This is a genomic window from Xanthomonas sp. WHRI 10204 (genome assembly GCF_040202875.1).
Lineage (GTDB): Bacteria > Pseudomonadota > Gammaproteobacteria > Xanthomonadales > Xanthomonadaceae > Xanthomonas.
Map to the genome: position 1 here is coordinate 837,140 of NZ_JBEGDW010000001.1, position 25,034 is coordinate 862,173.

Here is a 25,034-nt window from a genome sequence, read left to right on the forward strand (position 1 = left end):
GACAATCCAGGCGTCGCTTCGCGCAAGCGGTCTGCACTCCCTCCCCATGCCACGCCTCAATCGCTTCCCCCGCGATCAGGCTTCACGAGCCCAGGTCATGCATCTCAGCGACTTCGCAACAGAACAGTTTCGTCAGGACCCGTATCCGACCTATGCACGCCTGCGCGCCGAAGGGCCGCTGGTGGAGGTGGCAGAACGCCGCCTGATGACCGGCCACTACGCGGTGGTCGACAGCCTGCTCAGCGACCGACGCGTCGGCCGCGATTATCTGCAGAGTATCCGTCTGCGCTATGGCGAGGCCGCCGTGGAGATGCCGCTGTTTCAGGGCATGAGCCGCATGTTCTTGATGGTCAATCCACCGGTGCACACGCGTCTGCGCGGGCTGATGACCCAGGCATTCAATGCGCGGCAGATGGAGTCGATGCGTCAGGTGGCCAGCGATACCGCTGCGGCGTTGATTGCCGGCTTTCGCGCACAGGGCCAGTGCGATGTGTTGCGCGACTTCGCGTTTCCGCTGCCGATCAGCATCATCTGCCGCATGCTCGACATCGATCCTGCCGACGCCATCACGGTCGGGCAGGCCACCAGCGCACTGGCCAAGGTGTTCGACCCGTTGATGACGCCCAAAGAGCTGGAAGCCACCAGCGCGGCGTATCTGCAGTTGGAAAGCTACTTTCATGCGGTGATCGAAGCGCGTCGAAGCAGCGATGGCGACGATCTGATCTCACGCTTCATTCGTGCAGAGGATCAGGGTCACCGGCTGAGCAGCGACGAGATCGTCTCCAATGTGATCCTGCTATTTTTCGCCGGCCACGAAACCACGTCCAACATGATCTGCAATGCACTGGTCGCCCTGCATCGGCATCCCGAGCAGTTGGCGCTGCTGCAGCAGAACCCGGCCTTGCTGCCCAATGCTGTACTCGAATGCCTGCGTTACGACAGCTCGGTACAGATGGCCACGCGCACGGTATTGCAGGACTTCGAGATCGCTGGGAGCGCGTTGCGCGAAGGTGAGATGGTGTATCTGATGCTGGGCGCGGCCAATCACGACCCGGTGCAATTCAGCGACCCGCAGGTGCTGGATATCCGCCGACAGCAAGGGCGTGCGCTGTCGTTCGGCGGCGGTATTCACCACTGCCTGGGCAACCGGCTGGCCTTGATCGAAATGGAGGCAGCGCTTGCTGCACTGCTGGAGCAGTTGCCGGCGTTGCGCCTGGAGCAACCTGAGACGCTGACATGGAATGACCGCGCCAATCTGCGCGGCGTGGATGCCTTGCCGGCGTCGTGGTGAGGCAACGCGTGCTGCCTTGCACGAGCCACGCGTTGGGAACTGGCACACGCGTGGATGCGATGACAGCGACAGGCATCGCCAAGCGATCGGCGATGCCTGTGCCACGCCCGCGCTGATCGCAGTCTGCGATCAGCGCGGGCGCTAAACAGCCAATACACGTCCCCAATCAGAACCGATAGGTGACCCGGCCATACCAGTAGCGGCCGTTGAAGCCGAACGGCGACAGCGACGAATACTGCAGGCCGCCGGCACGGTCGTCGTAGGCGGTGGTGAGCTGCGCCTTGGTCGGGTACTGGTTGGTGATGTTGTCCGCACCCACGGTGAAGGTGAACGCGTCCCAGGTCTGGCTGGCGGCCAGATTCAGCAGCCAGCGCGCGTCATAGGTCTGGTCCTGGCTGCCATCGGCCGGGTCGCTGATGCGCTTGATCGATCCGTAACGGGTAGCGTTGAAATTCAGCGCGAATCCGCCGATCGACCAGTCCGCGGCAGCCATGTACTTGGTGCGCGGCGTGGCATCGGTGAGCAGGCCCTGGCTGGCGCGGCCGAAGTTGGGGTTGGACAGCTCCAGGATGGTGGTCTTGTTGTAGTTGGCGCTGGCGCTGAGATTGAGCTTGCCGTAGTTGCCTAGATCGGCCAGGTAGCTGTTGATCCAGTCCACACCGCGGGTGCGGCTGGTGGCGCCGTTGACGAAGAACTGCACTGCCGCCACCTGGCCGATCGGCTGCGCAAGCTGCAACTGATCCGAATACAGGATCTGGTCCCAGATGCGGATCTGGTAGACGTCCAGGCTGGAGGTGAAGTTGGCGGTGGGCTGCCACACGCCGCCCAGGCCGTAGTTGGTGGATTTTTCCGGGCTCAGCGGGCGGGCGCCCAATGCGACAGCCACTGGGTCGGAGGTGCGATAGGTGCCGACCTGCACCAGCTCGCCGTTCTGGATCAGCGTCACCACCGAAGCGTAGTTCTGTTGCGCCAGCGACGGGGCGCGGAAGCCGTTGGAGATGGTGCCGCGCAACGAGAACGTATCGCTGAAGGCGTAGCGCGCCGACAGCTTGCCCGAGCGCGTGGAACCGGCGTCGCTGTAGTTTTCGAAGCGCCCGGCAATGCCGCCGGAGAGCTTGTCGGTGATGTCCGCTTCCAGGTTGGCGTAGACCGCATTGCTATGACGACCGAAGCGGCCGGCCACCGAGGGCTCCAGGCCTGAGAACACCTGCGCGCCACCGGGGTAGGGCGCGCCGGTGTCGGGATTGATGGTGTTGGGATCGAAGAAGTACGAAGCCGGCGAGCCAGCGGTGATCTCATAGCGGTCCTGACGGTGCTCGGCACCGAAGGCCACATTGACCGGATACGCCAGGCCCCAGTCGAAGGACTTGTTGACGTCGACATTGACCGTACCCTGCTCGGTTTCAAAGCCGCCGGAGTTGAAGTTGGTCGGCGAGGCGCCGGTGGTGTAGTACAGATTGGTGTTAATGCTGTTGAGGATGTTGAAGGTCATGTCGTTCTTGCCGTAGGTGGCCGACACGTCCCAATTCCATTCGTTCTCGGTGCTGCCCTTCAGGCCCAACACGGCCGAGCGGTCGTTGGTGGGGTTGTAGATCTGCGGCAGAAAGCCGTTGGGATAGATCGCCTGCACATTGCGCGCGGTGTTGTCGGCGGCGCGGTAATAGCCGTTGGAAGTGACTTCGCGACGGCTCATGCTCAGATGGCCGTACAGCTCCACATTGGGCGAGAACTCATAGCCGAATGCGGCCAGGCCCTGATAGAAGTTGGACGCCGGGTCGCCGTGGCGCTGATACGGCACACCGCCCGGATTGGGCGTCCCCGGCACGGTGGTGGCGCGGTTGGTGTTTTCGCCGCGATTGGTGCTCATGGTGTTCTGGTAGTTCCACGACAGCCGCACCCAGCCCGGCGCGGTGTCGCCGCCGCTGCCGCCGAAGGCCAGGCCCACCGAACCGTCGATGCCGTTCTGCTCGCCATCGCCCTTGTCCATGATGCCGCCGTTGACCGAGATGCTGTTGCTGCCTGCAGCGGCGCCGTGTTTGAGCACGATGTTGACCACGCCGGCGATGGCATCGGAGCCGTATTGCGCCGATGCGCCATCGCGCAGCACTTCGATCCGCGCAATCGCCGACATCGGCAGCGAGTTCAGATCGGCCGGCGCCGAGCCGCGACCCACGTACGGGTTGTAGTTGATCAGCGAAGAGGTGTGATAACGCTTGCCATCGACCAGCACCAGCACCGCATCCGGCGACAGCCCGCGCAGGGTGGCCGGGCGCGAGGCGTCATTGCCATCGGAAATCGCCGGGCGCGGGAAGTTCAGCGACGGCAGCAGTTTGCCCAGCGCCGTGGCGATGTCGGTGGCGCCGGTGGCCTGCAGCGATTGCTCGGTGATGATGTCGATGGGCGATTCGGATTCGGCCACGGTGCGGTCGCTGACGCGGGTACCGGTGACGATCAGGGTGTCCAGGGTTTTCTGCGGCGGGGTCGATTGCGACTGCGCACTGGCAGCGAACGAACAGACGGTGAGTGCGACTGAAATCGCCAGCGAGAGTGCGTTGGAGGTGTGCATGGGAATCAAGGCTCAAAGGGGATGAAGGACGCAGCGGTGAAGTGCGTGTAACCGGGAGAAGACAACTGCGTGGGGTGATCGGGCATGCACGCTGGGTCTTTGCAGATGCAAAGCAGCAGGCGCGGCAATGCCGGCGATCTGCAACGCGCCATGCAGCGCGTTGTGCATCCTTGCGGGGCGTCCTTGCGAAAGCGGCGAAACGAAGATTCGATTGCCCGCACTCCCCGTCGCGAGAGTGCGGGCGCAAGACCGCTGCAGTCGGCAACGCGCTGTACTGCGCTGCCGTGCAAGGGAAGCATCGGTCGCTAGCGACCGACGCCTGCGATTACCACTTGTAGTTCACGTTGGCGTACACCAACGCACCGTTGAAACCGAACGGCGAGGCGCTGCTGTAGGGCAGGTAGGTGCGCGTGCCCAGCCCGGCTTCCTGGCGGTCGGGATACTCGTTGAGCACGTTGTCGCCACCGACGGTGAAGTTCCAGGCGCCCAGCTTGTACGAAGCAGCCAGATCCAACGTCCACTTGGCCGCGTAGGTCTGGTCGCTGCCGGCGTTGGTGCCGAAGGTGCTGAACTCGCCCCAGCGCGTGGCCGTGCCGGTGAACGACCAGTTGCCCGGCGCCCAGGTGCCGCCCAGGAAGAACTTGTCGCGCGGCGTGCCTTCGGTGATACGGCCCAGTTCCGCGCGACCGATGCGCACCGCATTCGGGTCGATCGCCACCAGCGCTGCCGGGTTGTCGGCGATCTTCTCTACTTCGGTCTTGTTGTAGTTATAGCCGCTGGTCAGCTCCGCGCTGCCGCCATCCAGGTTCCAACGGTAAGTGCCGACCGCATCCACGCCCTGGGTCTTGGTGTCCACCGCGTTGGTGAAATAGCGCCCGCCACCGATGCCCGGGAAGCCATTAGCCTGCAGATAGTTACGCGCGGCGATGGAGGTCAGGTTCTCCGATAGCACGACGCGGTCATCGATATCGATGCGGTACGCATCGACGGTGATGTACAGGTTTTCGACCGGTTGCAACACCACGCCCAGGCCGTAGTTCTTGGATTCCTCGGCCTTCAGCGGTTCGGCGCCGAGCGCGATGGCGGCCGGGTTGTCGGTGCGGAAGGTGCCGATCTCGAACGGAATCGCCGTCACCGAGCCGTTGGGCTGGGCCACGTTGAGGAACTGCGTGGCGATCGACTGGAAGTTCTGCTGCTGCAGCGACGGCGCACGAAAGCCGGTGGAGGCCGTAGCACGCAGCGCCACCTTGTCGGTGAACGCATAGCGCAGCGACAGCTTGCCGGTGGCGGTGTCGCCGAAGTCGCTGTACTTCTCGTAGCGCCCGGCCAGGCCGGCCGAGAACTTCTCGGTCAGATCCGCTTCCAGATCCACATACGCCGAATGGCTGTTGCGGTCGTAGTAGCCGGCATCGGAGAGTTTGAAGCCCGGAAACACCTGCGCGCCAGGAATCAACGCGCCGTTTGCAGACGGAATACCGCCGTTGGCCGACGAGGCCGCATCGCCAGGCGACTGGTTGAACTTCTCGCCTCGCCATTCCGCACCGAAGGCCAGCGTGACCGGGTAGGCCAGGCCCCAATCGAGGGTCTTGGTGAAGTCGGCGTTGAGCACGTTCTGTGTCACTTCCAGCGTACCGGCATGGAAGTCGGTTGGGCTGGTCACGCCCAGGCTGTTGTTCAAGCTGTTGCGCACATCGAAGGTGAGATTGTTCTGGCCGTAGTTGTAGCTCAGATCGATGTTCAAGCCGCCTTCGGTGGAGGTCTTCAAGCCGCCGACCCACGACACGTCCTTGCTGACGTTATAGATCTGCGGCAGGAAGCCGTCCGGATAGATTTCCGGGCGATTGCGGTTGTCGCCGGCAAAACGGAAATAGCCGTTGGACAGCACTTCGCGCCGGCTGACCATGCCGAACGAGTAGAAGGTCAGATAATCGGTGGGGCTGTATTGGCCGTTGAACGAGATGGCGCCCTGGTCGATCTCCGGGTCGCCGTAGCGTTGCTCCACGCGGCCGCCGAACGGCAACGCGCGGTTGGTCTGATCCGAATGCCCGGCCTGCGCAGCCAGATGCACCTTGCCGGTGCCGGCGAAGCTGAAACCGGCGTCGCCGGACAGCTGATACTGCTCGCCGTCGCCAGCGCTGTACTTGCCGTAGCGGCCATTGACGCTGCCGCCTTCACCGCTGCCCTTGAGCACGATGTTGATCACGCCGGCAATTGCATCGGAGCCGTATTGCGCCGACGCACCGTCGCGCAGCACTTCGATGCGCTCCACCGCAGCGATCGGGATGGTGTTGAGATCGGCCGGTGACGAGCCACGGCCCTGGGTGTCGTTGAGATTGATCAGCGCGGTGCTGTGATGGCGCTTGCCGTTGACCAGCACCAGCACCTGATCGGGCGACAGGCCGCGCAGCTGTGCCGGGCGCACCGCATCCGAGCCGTCGGAGATGGCGGGCCGGGGGAAATTGAGCGAGGGGATCGCGCGTGATAGCGCGGTAGCCAACTCGGTGGTACCGGTCGATTCCAGGGCCTGTGGCGAGATGATGTCGATCGGCGATGCCGATTCGGCCACGGTGCGGTCGGCCACGCGCGTGCCGGTCACGATCAGCGTGTCGAGGGTTTTCTGGGTGGGAGCTTGCGACTGCGCAACTGCGGTTGAAGCGGAAAACGACAAGGCAACAACGACAGCGACTGCGAGTGGACTGGACTTGCAATTCATGCGGTAACAACTCCGAGTGGGGAACGGATGCAGCGCAGTGGGCCCCCTCCCAGGCCGCGTCCGTTGCGGCAGCTGCGGTACGTTCTCAACCATTAACCACGCGTAACCACATGTCAAATTTTGGTTACGTTCCGCATGCAACTGTCATCGAACGTATGCTTATGTCAACGTTGTCATCGTGCACCAAAGTGAGGCGTCGATTGCATTTCCCTACGCTGGGCAACGGATTGCGTTGCCCCATTTTGGGCATCGATACCAGTTATGAAACTTGTGCATCAAAACGTGATCTGCACCGCATCGGCACTGCGTTGCGCAGGACCGTGGAAGACCACCTCGATGTTGTTGCCATCCGGGTCGAGCACAAACGCCGCGTAATAATTTGGGTGATAGGGGCGCAAACCCGGCGCGCCGTTGTCGCGCCCACCGTTGGCCAGCGCGGCGTCATGGAACGCCTGCACCATCGCAACGTCGCGCGCCTGGAAGGCCAGATGATGGCGGCCGGTCAACACGCCTTGCGCCACCGTGTCGCGGTTGGAAACGAATAGTTCGTCGGCCCAGAAGTAGCCATCGCCGTCGCCGCCGATGGGGATGCCCAGGACCGCGAGCACGGCTTGATAGAAGCGGCGGCTTGCCGGCAGGTCGTGCACCACCAGATGCAGGTGATCGATCAAGCGGCCGCGACACAGTTGCGAGGCTTCCATTGGCGTGCTCCGGCAATGACAGGAGCACCGGTCTTAGAGCAGCTAACAAAACTACTGTGCAGCCGCCAGGCGGGCGCGGCCGGTGCTCGGAATCCTCATGTACCACCCGTACACTCCGGTTCCTCCGCGCCGTCCACACCCACCTGACGACTGCTCGCTACGTTTTGTTAGCCGCTCTTAGCACGCACCGGGCGTACGCATCGTCATCGAGGTGCGTGAGCTGTGTGGACGCATGGCAGCCAGCCAGCGCACCGCAGCTTGATGGCAAGCCTGTGGTGCGCGTGCTGTGCACATGCCATGCAGCGCAGAGCGGCATTCGGCGAGCGGTTGCGCCTGCTTGCGCATCTGTCACAACCGCAAAAACGCACACGCCCCGGGCTGGCCGGGGCGTGTGGTCAAACCTTGGATGTCGACGCTGCAGCGCTGCACAACATCAACGTGCAGCCGCGTTCCATCGTCAGCTGTCGCTAGCGGCGTTGGCCGTGTTTACCAGCGATAGTTGATACGCCCGTAGACATAGGCACCGTTGAAGCCGAACGGCGACAGATTGCTGTACGCAAACTGCCCGCTGGTGGAGTTGGCGAAGTTGTTCTCGTCCGGATACTCGTCCAGCAGGTTGTCTGCGCCCAGCGTGAGCGTCCAGCGATCGACCTTATAGCTGGCCGAGGCATCCACCACCCACTTGGCACCGAAGGTCTGGTCGTTGATCGCCGCCGCCGGGCGCGTGCTGTATTCGCCGTAGCGGGTAGCGCCCAGCGCCAGCGTCCAGTGCTCGGAATTCCAGCTGCCGTTGACCAGGAACTTGTCGCGCGGGAAGCCTTCTTCGATGCGCCCACGCTCGGTGCGGTCGATGCGCTCCAGGCTCAGCCCGTTGGCCGACAACGCCGCCGGGTTGGCCGCCACATTGCGCACTTCCGTTTCGGAGTAGTTGTAACCGGCGGTCAGGTCCACGCTGCTGGCGGCCAGCTGCCAGCGGTAGCTGCCGACCACGTCCACGCCACGGGTGCGCGTATCCACCGCGTTGGTGAAGTAGCGCCCACCGTTGATGCCGAAGATGCCCTGCGCTTCCAGCAGGCTGCGCACGCCGGCACCGGTGAGGTTGGACGACAGCACGATGCGGTCGTCCACGTCGATCTGGTAGGCATCGATGGTGAGGTAGAGCGCATCGGTGGGCTGCAACACCAGGCCCAGGCTGTAGGACAGCGAGGTTTCTGCATCCAGCGGTTCGGCACCGAAGGCGCGCGCCACGTTGCTGTCGGCCGGGAAGGTGCGGATCTCGAACGGATTGGGATTGCCGGCCAGGAAGGTGGTGCTGGTGGACTGGAAATACTGCTGCGCCAGCGACGGTGCGCGGAAGCCCGAGGCCACCGTGCCGCGCAACGCGATCTTGTCGGTGAACGCATAGCGCCCCGACAACTTGCCCGAGGCCTGGCTGCCGAAGTCGTCATAGTCTTCGTAGCGGCCGGCCAGGCCGGCGGAGAACTTGTCGGTGAAGTCGGCTTCCAGGTCGGCGTACAACGCATAGCTGTTGCGCGAATACTGGCCCGACACGCTGGGGGCGAATCCGCCGAAGCCCTGCGCGCCACCAGCCAAGGTGCCGGCCTGCAAGTAGGAGCCCACTTCGCCCGGCGACTGGTTCCACTTTTCGTTGCGGTATTCGGCGCCGAAGGCCACTGTCACCGGATACGCCAGGCCCCAGTCGAAACCGCGCTTGACGTCCAGGTTGACGATGTTCTGCGTGGTCTCCAACGCGCCGTCGTAGAACGACGTCGGCGAGGTCGGCCCCAGGCTCACGTTGAGCGTGTTGCGGGTGTGGAAATCGATGCGGTTGTAGCCGTAGTTGTAGCTGGCATCCCAGTCCCAACCGCTGGCGGTGGAGCCGCGCACGCCGGCCACCAGCGAGCGGTCCTTGGCGTAGCTCTGGATCTCAGGCAAAAAGCCTTGCGGGTAGATCGACAGGATGTTCTGGCTGCTGCCCGGCGCGCGGAAGAACGCGAACGAGGTGATATCGCGGTTGCTGGCGGTGGCGAACGCGTAGCCGGTGATGCTGTCGCTGAACTGGTATTCGGTATTGAGCGAGGCGGCCTGCGCGTTGACGTCGGGGTCGCCGATCTTGAATGCCTTCTGGCCCACGGCCGGCTGCGACACGCTGGGTGCGCCGGCATAGCCGCGGGCGCGGTCGGTGGGGTCCTGCTGATTGAGCTGGGCGGCCACATGCAGCCAGCCGCGGTCGCCGCCGTAGGCCACGCCGGTGTCGCCGGACAGCTCGTAGTTGTTGCCGTCGCCGGCCGAATACTGGCCGAACCCGGCCTGCAGGCTGCCGCCCTTTTCCGCGCCCTTGAGCACGATGTTGACCACGCCGGCGATGGCATCGGAGCCGTATTGCGCCGACGCGCCGTCGCGCAGCACTTCCACCCGCGCGATCGCCGCCACGGGGATGGTGTTCAGATCCACCGCCGCCGCGCCGCGGCCGATGGTGCCGTTGAGATTGAGCAGCGACGAGGTATGACGGCGCTTGCCATTGACCAGCACCAGTACCTGGTCGGGCGACAGGCCGCGCAGCTGGGCCGGGCGGATCGCGCTGGTGCCGTCGCTCAGCGCCGGGCGCGGGAAGTTCAGCGACGGCAGCGCGCGCGCCAGCGCGGTGGCCAGTTCCGGGGTGCCGGTGGCCTGTAGCGACTCGGCGCTGATGATGTCGATCGGCGATTGCGACTCGGCCACGGTGCGGTCGGCCACGCGGGTGCCGGTGACGATCACCGTATCCAGGGTATTGGCGGTGGCCGGCGCGGCGTCCTGCGCCAGGGCGGGAGAAGCAAGCAGTGCAGCGACCACGGCGGTCGCAAGCAAGGACAGGGGGTGATTCATGACAACTCCGAAAACGGCAGCCCGAGCGGGGCCAACTAGACTGGGCGGGTGGCGATCACGGCCGTGCGAAGCGCGCGTGTCGTTCAACCTGAAGGCGCTAATTATTCGTTAACGCTAGAATGGCGTCGCAGGAATGCTGCTCATCTGCTCATTCCTTTTCGTTCTATCGGACTGTCCATCAATGATTTCCCTGCGCAACTTCTCCATGCGACGCGGCGAGCGTCTGCTGTTGTCCAACGTCGACCTGACCATGCATGCCGGCTACCGCGTCGGCGTGGTGGGGCGGAACGGTACCGGTAAGTCGAGCCTGTTCGCCGCGGTAAAGGGCGAGCTGGAGGCCGACAAGGGCGACGTGGATCTGCCCGGCAAGGTGCGCACCGCCAGCGTCTCGCAGGAAACCCCGTCGTTGCCGGACCCGGCGCTGTCGTTCGTGCTCGGCGGCGATATCGAGGTGTCCGCGGTGCTGCAGGAAGAAGCGGCAGCCACCGCGCGCGAAGACTGGGAAGCGGTCGCCAATGCGCACCAGAAGATGGCCGAACTCGGCGCTTACGATGCCGAAGCGCGTGCCGGCAAGCTGCTGCACGGCCTGGGCTTCCCGGCCGATACGCACCACCGTGCGGTGTCGTCGTTCTCCGGCGGCTGGCGGGTGCGGTTGAACCTGGCGCGCGCGCTGATGATGCCCAGCGACCTGCTGCTGCTCGACGAACCAACCAACCACTTGGACATGGACGCGGTGCTGTGGCTGGAGCAATGGCTGCTCAAGTACCCGGGCACCTTGCTGTTGATCAGCCATGACCGCGAGTTTCTGGACAACGTGGCCACCCACACGCTGCATCTGCATGGCGGCACCGCCAAGCTGTACGTCGGCGGCTACACCGATTTCGAGCGCCAGCGCATCGAACACCTGCGCCAGCAGCAGATCGCGCACGACAAGGAACAGACCGAGCGCGCGCATTTGCAGAGCTTCATCGATCGCTTCAAGGCGCAGGCCAGCAAGGCGACGCAGGCGCAGAGCCGCATGAAGCGCCTGGCCAAGATGGCCGGTACCGAGGCGGTGCGCGCCGAGCGCGAATTCCGCATCCAGTTCGCGCAGCCCAATCGGCTGCCGTTTTCGCTGATTCGGTTAAACCATATCGAAGCCGGCTATCCCGCTACCCTTCCCCCGCTGGCGGGGGAAGGTGCCCGGAGGGCGGATGGGGGGAGCGCGGCAACCGTCATCCTGCACGACGTCGGATTCGGCCTGGAGGCCGGCGACCGCATCGGTCTGCTCGGTCCCAACGGCGCGGGCAAGACCACGCTGGTCAAGACTCTGGTCGGCGAGCTGGCGCCGCTGGCGGGCGAGCGCAACGCGCATCCGGACCTGCGCGTCGGCTACTTCGCCCAGCACACGGTGGAGTCGCTGCACGAAGGTCAGTCGCCGATGGATCACTTCCGCGATCTGTCGCCGGATGGTTCCAATCAGGCGTTCCGCGATTTCCTGGGTAAATGGAATTTCGCCGGCGACCGTGCGTTCGAAGTGGTGGATGGCTTCTCCGGTGGCGAGCGTGCGCGTCTGGCATTGGCCTTGATCGCCTGGCAACAGCCCAACGTGCTGCTGCTCGACGAACCGACCAACCATTTGGACCTGGAGATGCGTGAGGCCCTGGCCGAGGCGCTGAGCGACTTCGAAGGCGCCATCGTGATGGTCTCGCACGACCGCCATCTGATCGGCCTGGTCTGCGACAGTTTCTGGCGGGTGGCCGATGGCGTGGTCGAGCCGTTCGATGGCGATCTGGACGAATACGCCGCCTGGCTGCGCAGCCGCCCGGCCGCGCAAGGCACCAAGCAGAAGATGGCCGAAGTGGCACCGACCCCGCCGCCGCCGACCAAACCACTGCCGCCGAAAAAAGCCGTCAACCCGCACAAGCTGGCCAGCGCCGAAAAGCGTGTGGGCGAGCTGGAAGCGCTGCTGGCAGAGCTCGACCGCGAACTGGCCAACCCGGGCAACTATGCCGACACCGACAAGATGGCGGTGCTGGGCCGCGACCGTGAGGCGACGGCGCAGCAGCTGGCCGCAGCGGAAGCGGCGTGGATGGAGTTGATCGAGGGCGCGTGACGCGCAGGCGTTACGATGCGCGTCGGACCAAGCACAAGGAAGGAGCGAACATGATCAGCGCCACCATCAGTCTGGAAGACCACCTGGCCGCACAGCGCCTGCATGCGCGGCAGACGGGCAAGCTGTTGATCGTGATCCTGGTGGTCCTGCTGCTGATCGGGGCGGGCATGCTGCAACTGATCGGGGCCAGCGAAATCATCGGGTCGGTGCTGCTCGGCGGCGGTGGCGGCGGCTTGATCGGCCTGGCGGCGTTGTACGCGTGGGGCTTGCCGCGAAAGATCAAACGCCTGCACGCCCAGCAGGCCTCGCTGCGGTATGCCTACACGTTTGCGTGGGACGAGAGCGGGCTGGAGATCACCTGGGTGGACGGGCGGCTGCGCCGGCCCTGGTCCGATTACATCCGTTACCGCGAGAACGAGCGCGTGCTGCTGCTGTATCACAACGACCGCTTGTTCGAGCTGTTCGCCCCGCACTGGTTCGCCGACCAGGCGCACTACGAGGCGTTTCGCCGCGTGGCGGTGCAGGGGATCGAGGCGGCGCGCCGCTGAGCGGCACCTTGAGCGCGCTTAACCGGAGCGCTGTTGCTCTGCCACCAGCCAATCGCGCAATCGGGCATCGGCATCGCTCTCTGGGCGCGAGCGCAGCCGGGTGAGCCAGTAGCGCCCGGCGTCGATCTGGATCGGGAATGGGCACACCAGGCGCCCCGCGTCGAGATCCTGGCGAAACATCGGCAACGGCAGCAACGCCACGCCGCTCCCGGCCGCCGCCGCGCTGGCCAGGGTCAACGACGAATCGAACATCGCCCCGCGTGCGGGAACCTCGGCCACGCCCGCCGCGCGGAACCACTGCGGCCATTCGTCCAGACGATACGAACGCAATAACGGCAGCTGCGCCAGATCGGCCGGCGTGCGCAAGCCACGCGCCATGCTGGGCGCACAGACTGGTGCAAACGGTGCCTCTATCAGCGCCTGCGCGATCTGGCCCTGCCAGTCGCCGTCGCCGAAACGGATTGCCAGATCCAGTCCTTCGCCGGCCAGATCGACCCGGTTGTTGTGGGTGGACAGGCGTAATTCGATATCCGGATGCGCGGCATGAAACGCCGGCAACCGCGGCAGCAGCCAGCCGGTGGCGAAGGTGCCCACCACGCCCACGCTGAGCACTTCGCGATAGCGCCCATCGGCAAAGCGCTCCAGGGTGGCGGCGATGCGGTCGAAGGCCTCGCCGAGCACCGGTGCCAGCGCCGCCCCTTCGTCGGTGAGCGCCACACCGCGTGGCAGGCGGTGAAACAGGCTGGTGCCCAGCTGTTGTTCCAACGCCTTGATCTGGTGGCTGAGCGCGGCCTGGCTCACGCACAACTCGCCGGCTGCGCGGGTCAGGTTCTGATGGCGTGCGGCCGCCTCGAAGGCGCGCAGGGCATTGAGTGGAAGGCGAGGGCGGGGCATGCGTAGAGATTAGTTCAATTCATGTCAGGGATCGAAACATCGCGATGGTCGGCTGCTTCGTGCGCATCGATACTGCGGGCTCCCTCAAGGAAGCAGACACATGGTGAATCGGCGAGAGTTCTTATGCGCAACTGGCGCGGGCATGCTGTTTGCGGCGTCCCGGCCCGCACGGGCGCTCAGCCCGGTGGTGACGGTGGACGGCCTGCTGCGGGCGCAATGGGCGGAAATCGAACGTGGCACCGGCGGTCGCCTGGGCATCAGCTTGCTCGACAGCGCCACCGGATGGCGCATCGGGCAGCGCGAGAACGAGCGCTTTCCGATGTGCAGCACCTTCAAATTTGTATTGGCTGCCGCGGTATTGCAGCAGGTGGACCGCGGCAAGCTGCCGTTGGCGCAACCGGTCAAGATCGGTGCCTCGGACATGCTGTCGCATGCGCCGGTGACCGAGCGCCATGTCGGCGGCGCGCTGAGTGTCGGCGAACTATGCCGGGCCACGATGATCTATAGCGACAACCCGGCCGCCAACCTGTTGTTCCCACTGGTCGGCGGCCCGCCCGGCGTGACCGCCTTCTTGCGCAGCATCGGCGATGCCAAGACCCGCAGTGACCGCTACGAGCCGGAGATGAATGGGTTCGCCCCCGGCGAGCCGCGCGACACCACCACCCCGGCGGCAATGGCCACCACGCTGCGCACGCTGCTCCTCGGCAACGCGCTGCAGCCTGCCTCGCGCAAGCAGCTGACCGACTGGATGATCGACAACCGCACCGGCGACGATTGCCTGCGGGCAGGGCTCACGCGCGACTGGAAGATCGGCGACAAGACCGGCAGCAACGGCACCGACACCCGCAACGACATCGCGATCCTGTGGCCGCCGAAGGGCAGGGCGCCGCTGTTGCTGACGACGTATTTGAACGGCGCCAAGGTCGACGACGCTGGGCGCGATGCGGCGTTGAAGGCGGTCGCGGTGGCGGTGCGGGAGACGCTCGCGCCTTGAGTGCCGCGACGCGGCGATGCCGCGTGGTTGGGGTGTCGCTATCGCGCCGTTCGGCGCGCGTGGCAGTCCAGTGGATGCCGCCGTTGGCTGGCGGCATCGCGCACTGCCCGCCGTACGCGGTAGCCGCGCCCGCATTGCCGATCACGACATCCAGTCCTCGGCGCATGCGCGGCCAGGCCTGTGGTCGCACGTCCCGCGCGTTCGACGCATCGCATCCGCTTCTATCCCATCCTCGCCACCCACTGGATCAGCACAATGCGTACTCCCCTCTTTTTGGCGGTCGTCGCCGCCGCACTTGCGCTCGCGCATGGATCGGCGAAGGCGCAGATCTGGCAACCGGCACCGGGCCATGTGCAGGTGCCGATCTGGCCTGGCAAGGTGCCCAATGGGTTGCCGCATCCGAAACCGGAATCGGTCGGTCCCGGCCCGGGGCGCCCGTGGTGGCCCAGGGCCAACGATGTCAGCCGGCCGACGATGACGGTGTATGCGCCCACGGGCCGCAACACCGGTGCGGCGGTGCTGGTGTTCCCCGGTGGTGGCTATCAAGTTCTGGCCATGGATCTGGAAGGGACGGAGATCTGTGATTGGCTGACCGGGCGCGGCATTACCTGTGTGCTGTTGAAATACCGCGTACCGAACTCGGGGCCGACCTGGAACAACGGTCGCCGCTATTACCCAAAGGTGCAAACAGCCTTGCAGGACGCACAGCGCGCGCTAGGGCTGGTGCGCGCACAAGCCAGCCAGTGGGGCGTGGCCCCGCACAAGATTGGTGTACTTGGCTTTTCTGCCGGCGGTCATCTGGTGGCGGCGGCCAGTACGCACTTTACAAAGCGCACCTATCAGCCGGTGGACGCTGCGGATGCGGAAAGTTGCCGTCCCGATTTTGCCATCGCGGTCTATCCGGGCCATCTGTGGGCGCACGAAGATGAGGATCATGCCAAGCGCGATCCAACCCACCTACAGCTGCGTCCAGACATCACCGTGAGCGCCGATACCCCGCCGACCTTTCTGCTGCAGGCCGAGGACGACGAGGTGGATGGGGTAACGCAGTCGCTGGCTTACTACGTTGCGCTGAAGCAGGCCGGCGTGCCGACGGAAATGCATCTCTACGCGCAGGGCGGGCATGCCTTCGGTCTGCGCGCCAAGGGGCTGCCGATCGCGCACTGGCCAAGTCTGGTGGAGACGTGGCTGGGGACTATCGGCGTGTTGGCCCCGGCCGCAGGGCACTGACCGCCGCTGCCCTGCTTGCACGGAGTGACCTTCGCTCGCGATCCCGCACTGCGCGCAGCCTTCGCACGGCGCAAGGCCGCACGGCTCAGCCCAGTGGGCCGATCACGATAGGCCTATCCTGCTGCAGCCGCGCCGGCCCACCCATTGCCGGGTCGCTAACGCTGTCTGCACCGGTTTCGATGCGACCGGCCAGGCGTTGGCTTGCGCCGTCGTGTTCGATCCACAGGTCGTACCAACCGCCGCTGGCTGCCGCTTTCCAGCTGCGTTGCCAGGTCTGGCCTCCGGCAAGCTGCAGTTGCTCGCGCGGTTGCGCCTGCGCATAAGCGGCCGGTTGCAGTGCGATCTGGATCGGCGTGGTGCCGGTGTTGTGCAACGACAAAGACAGCGCCGCCGGGTCATCCGCTGCCTGGGTGATGTCGGCTACCAGCAATGCAGCGCTCAGGTCGCCGCGATAGTGGCGATGGAATCCATTGGGGCCGATCAGCCACAGATCGTAGCGGCCATCGTAGGTGGTCCAGTCGCCGTCCAGCGTGGCACCGTTGCCCACCGTGTAGCGGCGCGGGATCGCCGCCAGGTCGTAGCGGTCGTAGACATGCAGCACCGCCGCTGCGCCGTTGTTGCGCAGGCGTAGCTGCACCTCGCCGCGCGCTTGCACATGCGCCAGTTGCACGCTCGGGCGATACGGCACGGCGCGCGAACGGCGCACGCCAAACGGTTGCGCGGGCGCTTGCAACGTGGCCGGCAGCGGCGGCAGCGTGTGCTCGCGCAAGGCTGCTGCGCGCGCTGCCGCATCGCCCACATCGGGTAGCGATGCGACGAATGGGCGTGCATCGGCATTGCGGAAATCGAACGCATTGGTCAGGTCGCCACATACCGCGCGCCGCCATGGCGTGATCTCTGACGCCTGCACGCCAAACCGTCGTTCCAGCAGGCGCAGCACCGAAGTGTGGTCGTACACCTGCGAATCCACCCAGCCACCGCGACTCCACGGCGAAATCACATACAGCGGCACGCGCGGACCAAGTCCGTAGGGACGGCCGCGCAGTGCGGGCAGATCCACTTTCTGCTCACCGGGTGCAGGCTGGCGATGGTAGTCGTCGTCGGTGGCGACGGTGGAGGCGCCGGCAAACCCGCCGGCCGCGCGCGGGTCCGGCGATGGTGGCGCCGGCGGCGGCATGTGATCGAAAAATCCATCGTTCTCATCGAACATCAGCAGCAATGCAGTGCGGCTCCACACCGCCGGATTGGCGGTGAGCGCATCCAGCACGCGTGCGGTGTAGGCCGCGCCTTGCACCGGGCTGGACGGGTCCGGATGTTCGCTGCCGGCCGCATCGGCAATGACAAAACTCACCGACGGCAGCCGACCGGCCATCACGTCTGCGCGCAACTGCTCCACGCCCCGCGTGCTGATGCCGCGCGCACGCAGCTGCGCATCGTGACCGGGCGCGCTGCTGTAGGCCTGCCGAAACGCCTCGAACCCGGCCAGCGGGTTGTCGGTGAAGTTGTCGGCCATGTCCTGATAGATCTGCCAGCTCACACCCGCGCGCTGCAGTTGTTCCACATAGGTGGTCCATCGATACGGCTCGGCAAACCCGCCCAGCTCCGGAAAGTTGTCGTGCGAGTTACCGATCACTGGCCCGCCATGGCGCCCGTGCGGATCGTTGCCACCCGTCCACAGGAACACGCGATTGGAATTGGTGCCGGTCTGGATCGAGGCGTGGTACGCATCGCAAATGGTGAACGCATCGGCGAGCGCGTATTGGAAGGGAATATCCGCCCGTCCGTAGTAGCCCAGCGCGTGATTGTGTTTGGCTGCCGCCCACTGCCCGAGCCGGCCGTGGTCCCAGGCCTGTTGTGCATCCGGCCAGCTATGCGGCGTGCCCTTGACGCGCATGAAGCCGAATTGCGCTGCGGTATCCAGTGCAAACGGCGTGAGCCATTGCATGCCGTCTTCGCTGGGCTGCAGCCACACCGTGCGCGAGGGCGCGCCCGGTAGCGGTGGGGCCGGGATCGGAAAGCGATCGCCGAACCCGCGCACGCCGGGCAGCGAACCGAAGTAATGATCGAACGCGCGATTTTCCTGCATCAGGATCACCACGTGCTGCAGATCCTCCAGCGTACCGCTGCGGCGGTCCGGCGCGATGGCGGCGGCACGCGCGATGCTGGGCAACAGTGCGGCCGCACCGCTGGTCAGGCCGGCTTGCAGCAAACGGCGGCGGGGCAGGTCGATCATCGTGTCACCTCTGAGTGGCTGAACCCGTCCGAGTGCCTTCCCCCGCCTGCGGGGGAAGGTGCCCGACGGGCGGATGGGGGCGCTGTGCTCTCACCCTAGCCCTCTCCCGCAAAGCGGGAGAGGAAGACAGTCCCGGCGTGCACGTCAGCATGGCAGGTGGCCGTTACAGATCCAGCGTCAGCGTCAGCCTCAGCGCGCGCGGCGCGGCGATGAAGGCGCTATTGAGTGGCTGAACCCGTCCGAGTCCCTTCCCCCGCCTGCGGGGGAAGGTGCCCGAAGGGCGGATGGGGGCGCTGTGCTCTCACCCCAGCCCTCTCCCGCAAAGCGGGAGAGGAAGACAGTCCCGGTGTGCGCGTCAGCATGGCAGGTAGCCGTTACAGATCCAGCGTCAGCGTCAGCCCCAGCGTGCGCGGCGCGGCGATGAAGGCGCTATTGAGTGGCTGAACCCGTCCGATTCCCTTCCCCTGCCTGCGGGGGAAGGTGCCCGAAGGGCGGATGGGGGCGCTGTGCTCTCATCCCAGCCCTCTCCCGCAAAGCGGAAGAGGGAAACAGTCCCGGCGTGCACGTCAGCATGGCAGGTGGCCGTTACAGATCCAGCGTCAGCGTCAGCCCCAGCGTGCGCGGCGCGGCGATGAAGGCGCTATCGCTGCCGTCCACGCCTTCCAGATAGCGCTTGTCGGTGAGGTTACTGACATTGAGCGCCAGTTGCAGGCCCTTGAGTTGCGCAGATAGCTGCGACAGCTCCACGCCCAGATTCGCATTGAAGGTGGTCACCCCATCAAGCGCGGCGCGGTTGGATGCATCCAGATAGCGCTTGCCCAGATACCGACCGGACACACCGAAGCGCCATGCTTCCCCACGCCAGTCGGCCGAGACCACCAAGGTGTTGCGCGGCTGGCCGATCACCTGCGCGCCGGGTGTGATGTCCAGGGCGGTGTCGCGCGCGGCATCGCCGCTGCCCAGGTAATCGGCCTTGTTGTAGGTGTAGGCGCCATTGAGGCGCCAGCCGTTGTCCCAACCGTAGCCCAGCGCCGCTTCCACGCCGCGCGCATGCACGCCGCCGAAGTTTTCATACACGCCGTCGGTCTCGCCCAGATAGTCGATGCCGCTGACGAAGTTGGCCGGCACATACACGATGCGATTGTCGAAGCGGATGTCGTAGAGCGTCACGCTGCCGGTCAACGGCCAGCGGCTGATGCGCAGGCCCAGTTCGATATTGTCGGCAGTTTCCGGTTGCACGCGGCTGAGTGCGACCGGGTCGGTTTCGCCCAGCACGCCGGACGGAATCGCGGCAAAATTCTGCGAATACCCGGCGAAGGCTTCCAGCCCCTGCACCGGCGTGGTCCAGGTCAGGCCCGCCGAGAGCAGCGGGTCGGAGTGCGAATCCGACTCCACATGCTGCGCATCGCCGATGCGACGGTCGCGGGTCTGGTCGAGGAAGAACTGCTTCACGCCGACGCGCCAGGCGAAAGCGCCGTAACGCATCACATCTTCGACGTAATACATCTGCTCGTCGGTCTGGTAGTTGTCCTTGAATTGCACCCAGTACGGCTGATGGTCAAAGCCGATGTTGGTGCCGACGTTGAGCAGGCGATGCCAGTCGCGGGTGACGCTGCGCTCAACGCGCTCCAGCCAGGCGCCGGCACGCACGGTGTTTTCGATCGGGCCCAGATCGTGGCGCCATTCCACATCGGCCATCGCACCGGCGCGGTGATTGTCGTAATGGCTGTGGCGATGCGACTGCACCGGCACCGAACCTGCCGGATAGCAGGCCGGATTGGATTCGGCCGGCACCGCCGCACTGCCGGCGCAACCGGCCAGCAGCGTTGCCGCCGCACCGCCTGGGGTCAGGTAATACAGCTTGCCCAGGTCGCTGCCGGCATACACGGTGTTGCCGCCGCGCGCCTCCGATTCCGGCGCGCCGGCGCCATCGTTGGTGACGTCCACCAGATACGGCGGAATCCAGTCGCCGCGGCCTTGCATGCGATGCGCGTAGCCGGTGAGCGTGGTCTTGAAGCCATTGCCGCCATCGAAGGCGCCGCGCAGATAACCGAAGGTGTTCTTGCGCAGCGCGCGCGAGCCGGAGCGATAGTTCTGATCCAGATACGGAATGCCGGTGAGCGTGCCGGTCAACAAATCGTGTTCCGGGTCGCGCGCGAACTGCTCAGGCGTCACGCTGGTGTATTCGGATTCGTCGGCATCGTCGTAGGACGCGTAGCCGCTGAGCGTCCACTTGTTCAACGCGCTGACGAACTTGCCGGCCAGATGGTCGCGGCTCGTGTGGCCGCTGCCGTCGATCCAGTCATCGTTGCGCGCCGACGAACCGCTGATCCAGGCGCGCGTGTTGCCGCCGAGCAGGCCGGTGTCGTAGCGCGCGTAATACTTGCGGGCCTGGTTGTCGCCGATGCCACCGATCACGCGCACACGCTGTTCTTCGAGCGGCTCGCCCGTGAGGTAATTCAGTGTGCCGCCCAGCGCTTCGTTCGAGCGCGATGCGATATCGGCGGTGCCCTGGCTCACTTCCACCGTTTCCAGGTCCGGCATGTCGATAAAGCGGTTGGCCTTGGAGCCGCCGCCATACGCCGAGCCACCGTTGGGCACGCCATCGACGGTGGTGCCGATCTGCTGCGTGTCGCGGTTGCTGACAAAGCCACGCATGCTGATCTGCGTGCCCCAATCGGACGAGCCGAATGCATCGGCTTCGGTGACCACCACACCGGGGAGTTCGTTGAGCGCGTCGTTGACGCTGCCCAGCACGAACTGGCGGTCGAGCATTTCCTTGCTGACGGTGGTCTTGGAGTACGTCATTGCCTGCCCGACCACCTGCACCTGATCGAGCGTGGACACCTGCTCGCCGCTGGCAAGCACTTCTGAACTTGGCGCTGCCGGCGTGGCGCCATCCGGTGCCTGCTGCGCGTAAGCGGGCAGGGCGAATGGAACCAGCAGCAGGGCAAGCGTGGCCGGATGTCGCACGCGCGGGCAGGTGGTCAAATCCATTGCAATCCAAGGAGCGGGGGAGGTGGCCGCAGACTGCCGTGCTTGCATTGCGTGATGATGACCGCGCTACAGATGGGCTGCGATCACTGGGTGGATGTGCGCAGCTTCTCTGCCTCTAGTCTGAGTGCGATTCAGCGCTATTTGGCAATGCGTATGCTGCGTGTTCGGTTGGTCTGGCGTGTGGTGTCTTCACCGTGCGCGATTCAACGCTGTTTGGGGGGGCGCAAGTTGTGTGGTCGGTTGGTCGAGTGCGCGATGTCCTCACCGCTTGCGGGACACGCTGTGAATCCATCCATGGACGCTCCGTGGCGGCATCCATGCCGCCACAGGGTCCCGCAAGCGGTGAGGACACCACGCCAGAAAGTGTGTGGGTTGTTTTGTTGAAAACCTACAAACCGACCATCTTGGATGGTCCTTGCCCGCCCACCGTCGCGGGACCTTTGGCGGCATGGATGCCGCCAAAGAGCTTACATGGACGTACTTGCAGCGTGTCCTGCGATGGTGGGCGGGCAAGGGCCCTGCAGCAAAGCGCAGATCCACGCTCTGCACTCGACGCATGCAAAGCGTCCAGCCGCACCACAACGCGCGCTCCAAGTCCTGAAGCGGCTGAAAAAACATCGCGAGCAACCGGCAGGGCCTGTGGGCATCTCACGCAGCCCAGATCTGTGCGAAAGATACATGCCGCTGCGAGCTGTATCCCGCGTATCGCACCAGCGTCGGTAGCTTACGACCGAGACATCGCGTTCTCAGCGCTTCTTGGCGTTTGGCGCTGCTTCGATCTGTTGGGTTTCCGGCATCAATTCCAGTGCCGATGGCGTGGTGCGCAGCATCGGCCGGAACGCGATGGGATGCGTGCGACGACGTGCAAACCGCAGCAAGCGCGACAGCGTGAAACCGGCCAGCGCCAACAACATTACTGCGAAATAGACCGGGAGCGCCGCAGGGCCGAACTTCTGCATCGCCCCGCCCGCCAGCGCCGGGCCGATGGCCGCGCCCACGCCATGCACCAGCAACAGACTGCTGCAGCCCGATAGCAGGTCTTCGCGCGGCAGGTAATCGAGCATGTGCGCCACCGCAAACGGGTACAGCGAAAACGCCAGCCCGCCGTACACGAAAAACAGCATAAACAAGACGGTGGTCTGCGACTGCACCATCGGCACTGCGGCAGCGATGGCGATGGCGGCGGCCAGCACGCTCACCGTGACCAGGCCGATGCGTCGGTCGTGCCCGTCGCTGATGCGCCCGATCGGCCATTGCAGCACGGCACCGCCCACGATTGCGGTGAGCATGAACATCGCCACGCCATCTGCATCCAGTCCGATGCGGTTGGCATACACCGGCAATAAGCCCCAGAACGCACCCATCGCCAATCCCGACAATCCGGCGCCGACGGTGGCGACCGGCGCCAGCGCATACAGCGTTTTCAGGCGCAGGCGCGACACCTGCGGCACCTCCGGCGGAATCAAGCGCGTGGTGACGACCGGCATTACCGCCGCGCAGATCAGGATGGCGGTCAGCGTAAACATGGCCGGTGCTCGCGCGTCGCCGGCGGTCAGCAGAATCTGGCCCAGCGCCAGCGCCGACAGATTGATCGCCATGTATACCGAGAAAACACGGCTACGTCGGCGTGCATCCGGCTCGGCGTTGAGCCAGCTTTCGATCACCGTGTACAAGCCCACCAGGGCAGCGCCGGTGAACAGGCGCAACACACCCCAACCCCAGGGATCGAGCCAGATCGGATGCAACAACACGGCAATGGCGGCCAGCGATGCGTAGAACGCAAATGCGCGGATATGCCCGATGCGTCGAATCAGCGGCGGGGCGAAAAACGTGCCTAGAAAAAAGCCGGCGAAATAACCAGACATGATCAGGCCCAGCGCACGCGCATCGAACCCGGCCTGACCGCCGCGCACGGCGAGCAACGTACCGAGCAGCCCGCTGCCGGTCAGCAGCAGGGCAACGCCCAGTAACAGGGCAGTCAGCCGCAACATGGATGCGGCCCTCGTGTGGGAAAAGGCGCGTCGATCACGTGATCGAGTGTAGCAGCCGCGCTGCTGCGACTCGATCGATGTGGCTCGCATAACGCGATCATGTGGCGATGGCTGAGTAGCTCGCTGCCAATGGAGTGGGGTTGCGCCATCACCATGTGTGGGCGGAGACGCAGGCCGGCGTGCATTTAGAGCGGCGAACAAGACGTAGCGAGCAGTCGTCAGGTGGTTGCGAACGGCACGCAGGAACCTGGGTGTGCGAGTGCTACATGAGAATTCCGCGGACAGGCCGCGCCCGCCTGGCGGTGAGCGAAGGAGTTTTGTTGGCTGCTCTGAGGCCAGGTCCGCGCTGGTGAAGGAGAGTCGCCGGAAGTGCCAGATCAAAATGGCATGGCTAAGCCGCGCTCCATAGATGAGGAGAGCCTTCCAGGCCGTAACTGACGAGCAGGCCGAAAGCGTCTTCGTTGACGCAACGAATCCGCTGATCGTCTCGATGCCGCCAGCCGCCAGCCGCCAGCCGCCAGCCGCCAGAAGCCAGAAGCCAGAAGCCAGCAGCCTCAAGCGTCCAGCCCGCGAGACGCCCCAGCTTGCCAAGATGCCCGACGCACCGTACGTGCATCCGCAATGCGTCGGTCACTGCCCAGCACTCTCCCGCCAGCCCGGCCATGCGCCAGCGCGCGATTCGATCATTGCGCCGACATGCCCGCATCCGTCTAGAATCGGCGCCCTTGCATCGTCTTCAGCGAATTTGTCATGCCCATCTACGCGTTCCAGTGCACCACCTGCGGCCACTCGTTCGACCGCCTGCAGAAGATGGCCGACCCCGATCCGCAGACCTGCCCGTCCTGCGCGGCGGCCACCATCAAGCGCCAGGTCACCGCGCCGTCATTCCGCTTGTCCGGCAGCGGCTGGTACGAGACCGATTTCAAGTCGGCTGGCGAAAAGAAGAAGAACCTCACCGAGAGCAGCAGCGCAGGCGGCGGCGATGCCAAGCCGGCGGCGGCCAGCGACAGCAAGCCCGCAGCCGCACCGGCCGCGCCCGCCGCAAAGCCGGCATCCGGCGCGGCGTGATGGTCGATATGCGCGGCAGCGTTGTCAGCACGATGTCGCGCTTGGCACCGTGGCTGCTGGCCATCGCGATCAGCGGCTGCGCCAGCGCCGTCCCGCCGCCCAGCACCGCCGTCGTGCCAGCCGACCGCTTTCTCTCCGCGCTTGCGGCGCACTGCGGGCAGGCGTTTGCCGGTCGTGTCCTGGTCGACACGCCCGCATCGACAACGCCGAGTCCGTTCGCTGGCAAGGCGCTGGTGATGCATGTGCGCGGTTGCGCCGACCCGCGTCGAGAGCTGCGGGTGCCGTTCCATGCGGGCGACGACCACTCGCGCACATGGGTGCTGACCCGCACGCAGGCCGGTTTACGCCTCAAACACGATCATCGGCATGCCGATGGCAGTGCGGATGCATTGACCCAGTACGGCGGTGACAGCCATGGCGCGGGCAGTGCCACGCGTCAGGAATTCCCGGTGGATGCCGAATCGATTGCCTTGTTCAAGCGATTGGGTGCCACCGCCTCGCTGCAGAACACCTGGGCGATGGAGATCCAGCCCGGGCGCAGCGTGGTGTACGAGCTGAGTCGCCCGGGCGGGCGGTTGTTTCGGGTGGAGTTCGATCTCACCCGGCCGGTGCCCTTGCCTCCGGCGCCGTGGGGAAGTTGAGAGCCGGCCAAGAGCGGCGGACAAAACGACGGCGCTCACCGCCATGCGGGCGCGGCCGGTGCTCGGCATCCTAATTGCCACGCGCAGACTCTGGCTCCTGTAAGCCGTCCACGCGCATCTGACAACGGCGCGCTACGTTTGGTGGGCCGATCGCAAGAGTGGATAGCGAGGCTTGGTTGCGCGTGACTGAGCCGCCCGGCCGGCAGC

Annotated in this window: 15 protein-coding genes and 3 other RNA genes; 9 read left to right on the top strand and 9 right to left on the bottom strand. The window is 65.3% G+C overall.

The window, feature by feature from the left end; translation table 11 throughout:
- Positions 1–97: 97 nt before the first annotated feature.
- Positions 98–1,291 carry a cytochrome P450 gene (locus tag ABQZ00_RS03660; RefSeq protein ID WP_323537560.1) on the top strand — a complete coding sequence of 398 codons (1,194 nt, stop codon included), beginning with the start codon at positions 98–100 and terminating at the stop codon, positions 1,289–1,291.
- Between the two features lie 166 nt (positions 1,292–1,457).
- Here the strand turns inward: ABQZ00_RS03660 and ABQZ00_RS03665 are convergent, their stop codons facing one another.
- The 3 genes from ABQZ00_RS03665 to ABQZ00_RS03675 form a co-directional block, all read right to left on the bottom strand.
- Positions 1,458–3,857, bottom strand: coding sequence for a TonB-dependent receptor plug domain-containing protein (locus ABQZ00_RS03665; RefSeq protein ID WP_055849028.1), 2,400 nt, complete (start codon positions 3,855–3,857; stop codon positions 1,458–1,460).
- A gap of 325 nt (positions 3,858–4,182) precedes the next feature.
- Positions 4,183–6,570, bottom strand: a complete 2,388-nt coding sequence (locus ABQZ00_RS03670; RefSeq protein WP_055849030.1) for a TonB-dependent receptor plug domain-containing protein — start codon at positions 6,568–6,570, stop codon at positions 4,183–4,185.
- Positions 6,571–6,845: 275 nt separating this feature from the next.
- Positions 6,846–7,271: a VOC family protein gene (locus tag ABQZ00_RS03675; RefSeq protein WP_323537559.1), complete on the bottom strand. Its 426-nt coding sequence runs from the start codon at positions 7,269–7,271 to the stop codon at positions 6,846–6,848.
- 97 nt (positions 7,272–7,368) lie between these two features.
- Here ABQZ00_RS03675 and ABQZ00_RS03680 point away from each other — a divergent pair.
- Positions 7,369–7,444: non-coding RNA, sX9 sRNA (locus ABQZ00_RS03680), on the top strand.
- 313 nt (positions 7,445–7,757) lie between these two features.
- Here ABQZ00_RS03680 and ABQZ00_RS03685 read toward each other — a convergent pair.
- Entirely contained in the window at positions 7,758–10,136 is a 2,379-nt protein-coding gene (locus tag ABQZ00_RS03685; protein ID WP_115528686.1) for a TonB-dependent receptor plug domain-containing protein, read from the bottom strand.
- A 181-nt stretch (positions 10,137–10,317) separates the two neighbouring features.
- Between ABQZ00_RS03685 and ABQZ00_RS03690 the strand changes: the two genes are divergently transcribed.
- Positions 10,318–12,231, top strand: coding sequence for an ABC-F family ATP-binding cassette domain-containing protein (locus ABQZ00_RS03690; protein ID WP_323537558.1), 1,914 nt, complete (start codon positions 10,318–10,320; stop codon positions 12,229–12,231).
- 50 nt (positions 12,232–12,281) lie between these two features.
- Positions 12,282–12,779 (top strand): YcxB family protein, encoded by a 498-nt coding sequence (locus tag ABQZ00_RS03695; RefSeq protein WP_323537557.1) that lies wholly within the window; start codon positions 12,282–12,284, stop codon positions 12,777–12,779.
- An 18-nt stretch (positions 12,780–12,797) separates the two neighbouring features.
- Here ABQZ00_RS03695 and ampR read toward each other — a convergent pair whose 3' ends face one another.
- Positions 12,798–13,673, bottom strand: coding sequence for a LysR family transcriptional regulator AmpR (gene ampR, locus ABQZ00_RS03700; protein WP_323537556.1), 876 nt, complete (start codon positions 13,671–13,673; stop codon positions 12,798–12,800).
- 100 nt (positions 13,674–13,773) lie between these two features.
- Here ampR and bla point away from each other — a divergent pair, with 100 nt between their 5' ends.
- Both bla and ABQZ00_RS03710 read left to right on the top strand, forming a co-directional pair.
- On the top strand, positions 13,774–14,667 hold the full coding sequence (gene bla / locus ABQZ00_RS03705) for a class A beta-lactamase (protein WP_323537555.1): 894 nt from the start codon (positions 13,774–13,776) through the stop codon (positions 14,665–14,667).
- 255 nt (positions 14,668–14,922) lie between these two features.
- Positions 14,923–15,897 (top strand): alpha/beta hydrolase, encoded by a 975-nt coding sequence (locus ABQZ00_RS03710; protein WP_323537554.1) that lies wholly within the window; start codon positions 14,923–14,925, stop codon positions 15,895–15,897.
- An 85-nt stretch (positions 15,898–15,982) separates the two neighbouring features.
- Here the strand turns inward: ABQZ00_RS03710 and ABQZ00_RS03715 are convergent, their stop codons facing one another.
- From ABQZ00_RS03715 to ABQZ00_RS03730, 4 genes are all read right to left on the bottom strand, one after another.
- On the bottom strand, positions 15,983–18,130 hold the full coding sequence (locus ABQZ00_RS03715) for a phosphocholine-specific phospholipase C (RefSeq protein ID WP_323537553.1): 2,148 nt from the start codon (positions 18,128–18,130) through the stop codon (positions 15,983–15,985).
- Between the two features lie 585 nt (positions 18,131–18,715).
- A complete protein-coding gene (locus ABQZ00_RS03720) occupies positions 18,716–21,127 on the bottom strand; it encodes a TonB-dependent receptor domain-containing protein (protein ID WP_323537552.1) in 2,412 nt (803 codons plus the stop codon).
- Positions 21,128–21,873: 746 nt separating this feature from the next.
- Positions 21,874–23,118: an MFS transporter gene (locus tag ABQZ00_RS03725; protein WP_323518475.1), complete on the bottom strand. Its 1,245-nt coding sequence runs from the start codon at positions 23,116–23,118 to the stop codon at positions 21,874–21,876.
- A 192-nt stretch (positions 23,119–23,310) separates the two neighbouring features.
- A non-coding RNA gene (locus ABQZ00_RS03730) (sX9 sRNA) lies at positions 23,311–23,386 on the bottom strand.
- A 482-nt stretch (positions 23,387–23,868) separates the two neighbouring features.
- Here ABQZ00_RS03730 and ABQZ00_RS03735 point away from each other — a divergent pair.
- The 3 genes from ABQZ00_RS03735 (at position 23,869) to ABQZ00_RS03745 (ending at position 24,975) form a co-directional block, all read left to right on the top strand.
- Positions 23,869–24,186: an FmdB family zinc ribbon protein gene (locus ABQZ00_RS03735; protein WP_055849062.1), complete on the top strand. Its 318-nt coding sequence runs from the start codon at positions 23,869–23,871 to the stop codon at positions 24,184–24,186.
- A gap of 32 nt (positions 24,187–24,218) precedes the next feature.
- Entirely contained in the window at positions 24,219–24,827 is a 609-nt protein-coding gene (locus tag ABQZ00_RS03740) for a hypothetical protein (RefSeq protein WP_503064264.1), read from the top strand.
- Between the two features lie 73 nt (positions 24,828–24,900).
- Positions 24,901–24,975, top strand: a non-coding RNA gene (locus ABQZ00_RS03745) — sX9 sRNA.
- Positions 24,976–25,034: the final 59 nt, after the last annotated feature.

What these genes read in the sequence shown, in the direction of transcription:
- ABQZ00_RS03675 (WP_323537559.1), bottom strand. Translation starts at nt 7,271, where the DNA reads ATGGAAGCCTCGCAACTGTGTCGCGGCCGCTTGATCGATCACCTGCAT.
- ABQZ00_RS03740 (WP_503064264.1), top strand. Translation starts at nt 24,219, where the DNA reads ATGTCGCGCTTGGCACCGTGGCTGCTGGCCATCGCGATCAGCGGCTGC.
- ABQZ00_RS03720 (WP_323537552.1), bottom strand. Translation starts at nt 21,127, where the DNA reads ATGGATTTGACCACCTGCCCGCGCGTGCGACATCCGGCCACGCTTGCC.
- ampR (WP_323537556.1), bottom strand. Translation starts at nt 13,673, where the DNA reads ATGCCCCGCCCTCGCCTTCCACTCAATGCCCTGCGCGCCTTCGAGGCG.
- ABQZ00_RS03660 (WP_323537560.1), top strand. Translation starts at nt 98, where the DNA reads ATGCATCTCAGCGACTTCGCAACAGAACAGTTTCGTCAGGACCCGTAT.
- ABQZ00_RS03690 (WP_323537558.1), top strand. Translation starts at nt 10,318, where the DNA reads ATGATTTCCCTGCGCAACTTCTCCATGCGACGCGGCGAGCGTCTGCTG.
- ABQZ00_RS03665 (WP_055849028.1), bottom strand. Translation starts at nt 3,857, where the DNA reads ATGCACACCTCCAACGCACTCTCGCTGGCGATTTCAGTCGCACTCACC.
- ABQZ00_RS03670 (WP_055849030.1), bottom strand. Translation starts at nt 6,570, where the DNA reads ATGAATTGCAAGTCCAGTCCACTCGCAGTCGCTGTCGTTGTTGCCTTG.
- ABQZ00_RS03735 (WP_055849062.1), top strand. Translation starts at nt 23,869, where the DNA reads ATGCCCATCTACGCGTTCCAGTGCACCACCTGCGGCCACTCGTTCGAC.
- ABQZ00_RS03685 (WP_115528686.1), bottom strand. Translation starts at nt 10,136, where the DNA reads ATGAATCACCCCCTGTCCTTGCTTGCGACCGCCGTGGTCGCTGCACTG.
- bla (WP_323537555.1), top strand. Translation starts at nt 13,774, where the DNA reads ATGGTGAATCGGCGAGAGTTCTTATGCGCAACTGGCGCGGGCATGCTG.
- ABQZ00_RS03725 (WP_323518475.1), bottom strand. Translation starts at nt 23,118, where the DNA reads ATGTTGCGGCTGACTGCCCTGTTACTGGGCGTTGCCCTGCTGCTGACC.
- ABQZ00_RS03715 (WP_323537553.1), bottom strand. Translation starts at nt 18,130, where the DNA reads ATGATCGACCTGCCCCGCCGCCGTTTGCTGCAAGCCGGCCTGACCAGC.
- ABQZ00_RS03710 (WP_323537554.1), top strand. Translation starts at nt 14,923, where the DNA reads ATGCGTACTCCCCTCTTTTTGGCGGTCGTCGCCGCCGCACTTGCGCTC.
- ABQZ00_RS03695 (WP_323537557.1), top strand. Translation starts at nt 12,282, where the DNA reads ATGATCAGCGCCACCATCAGTCTGGAAGACCACCTGGCCGCACAGCGC.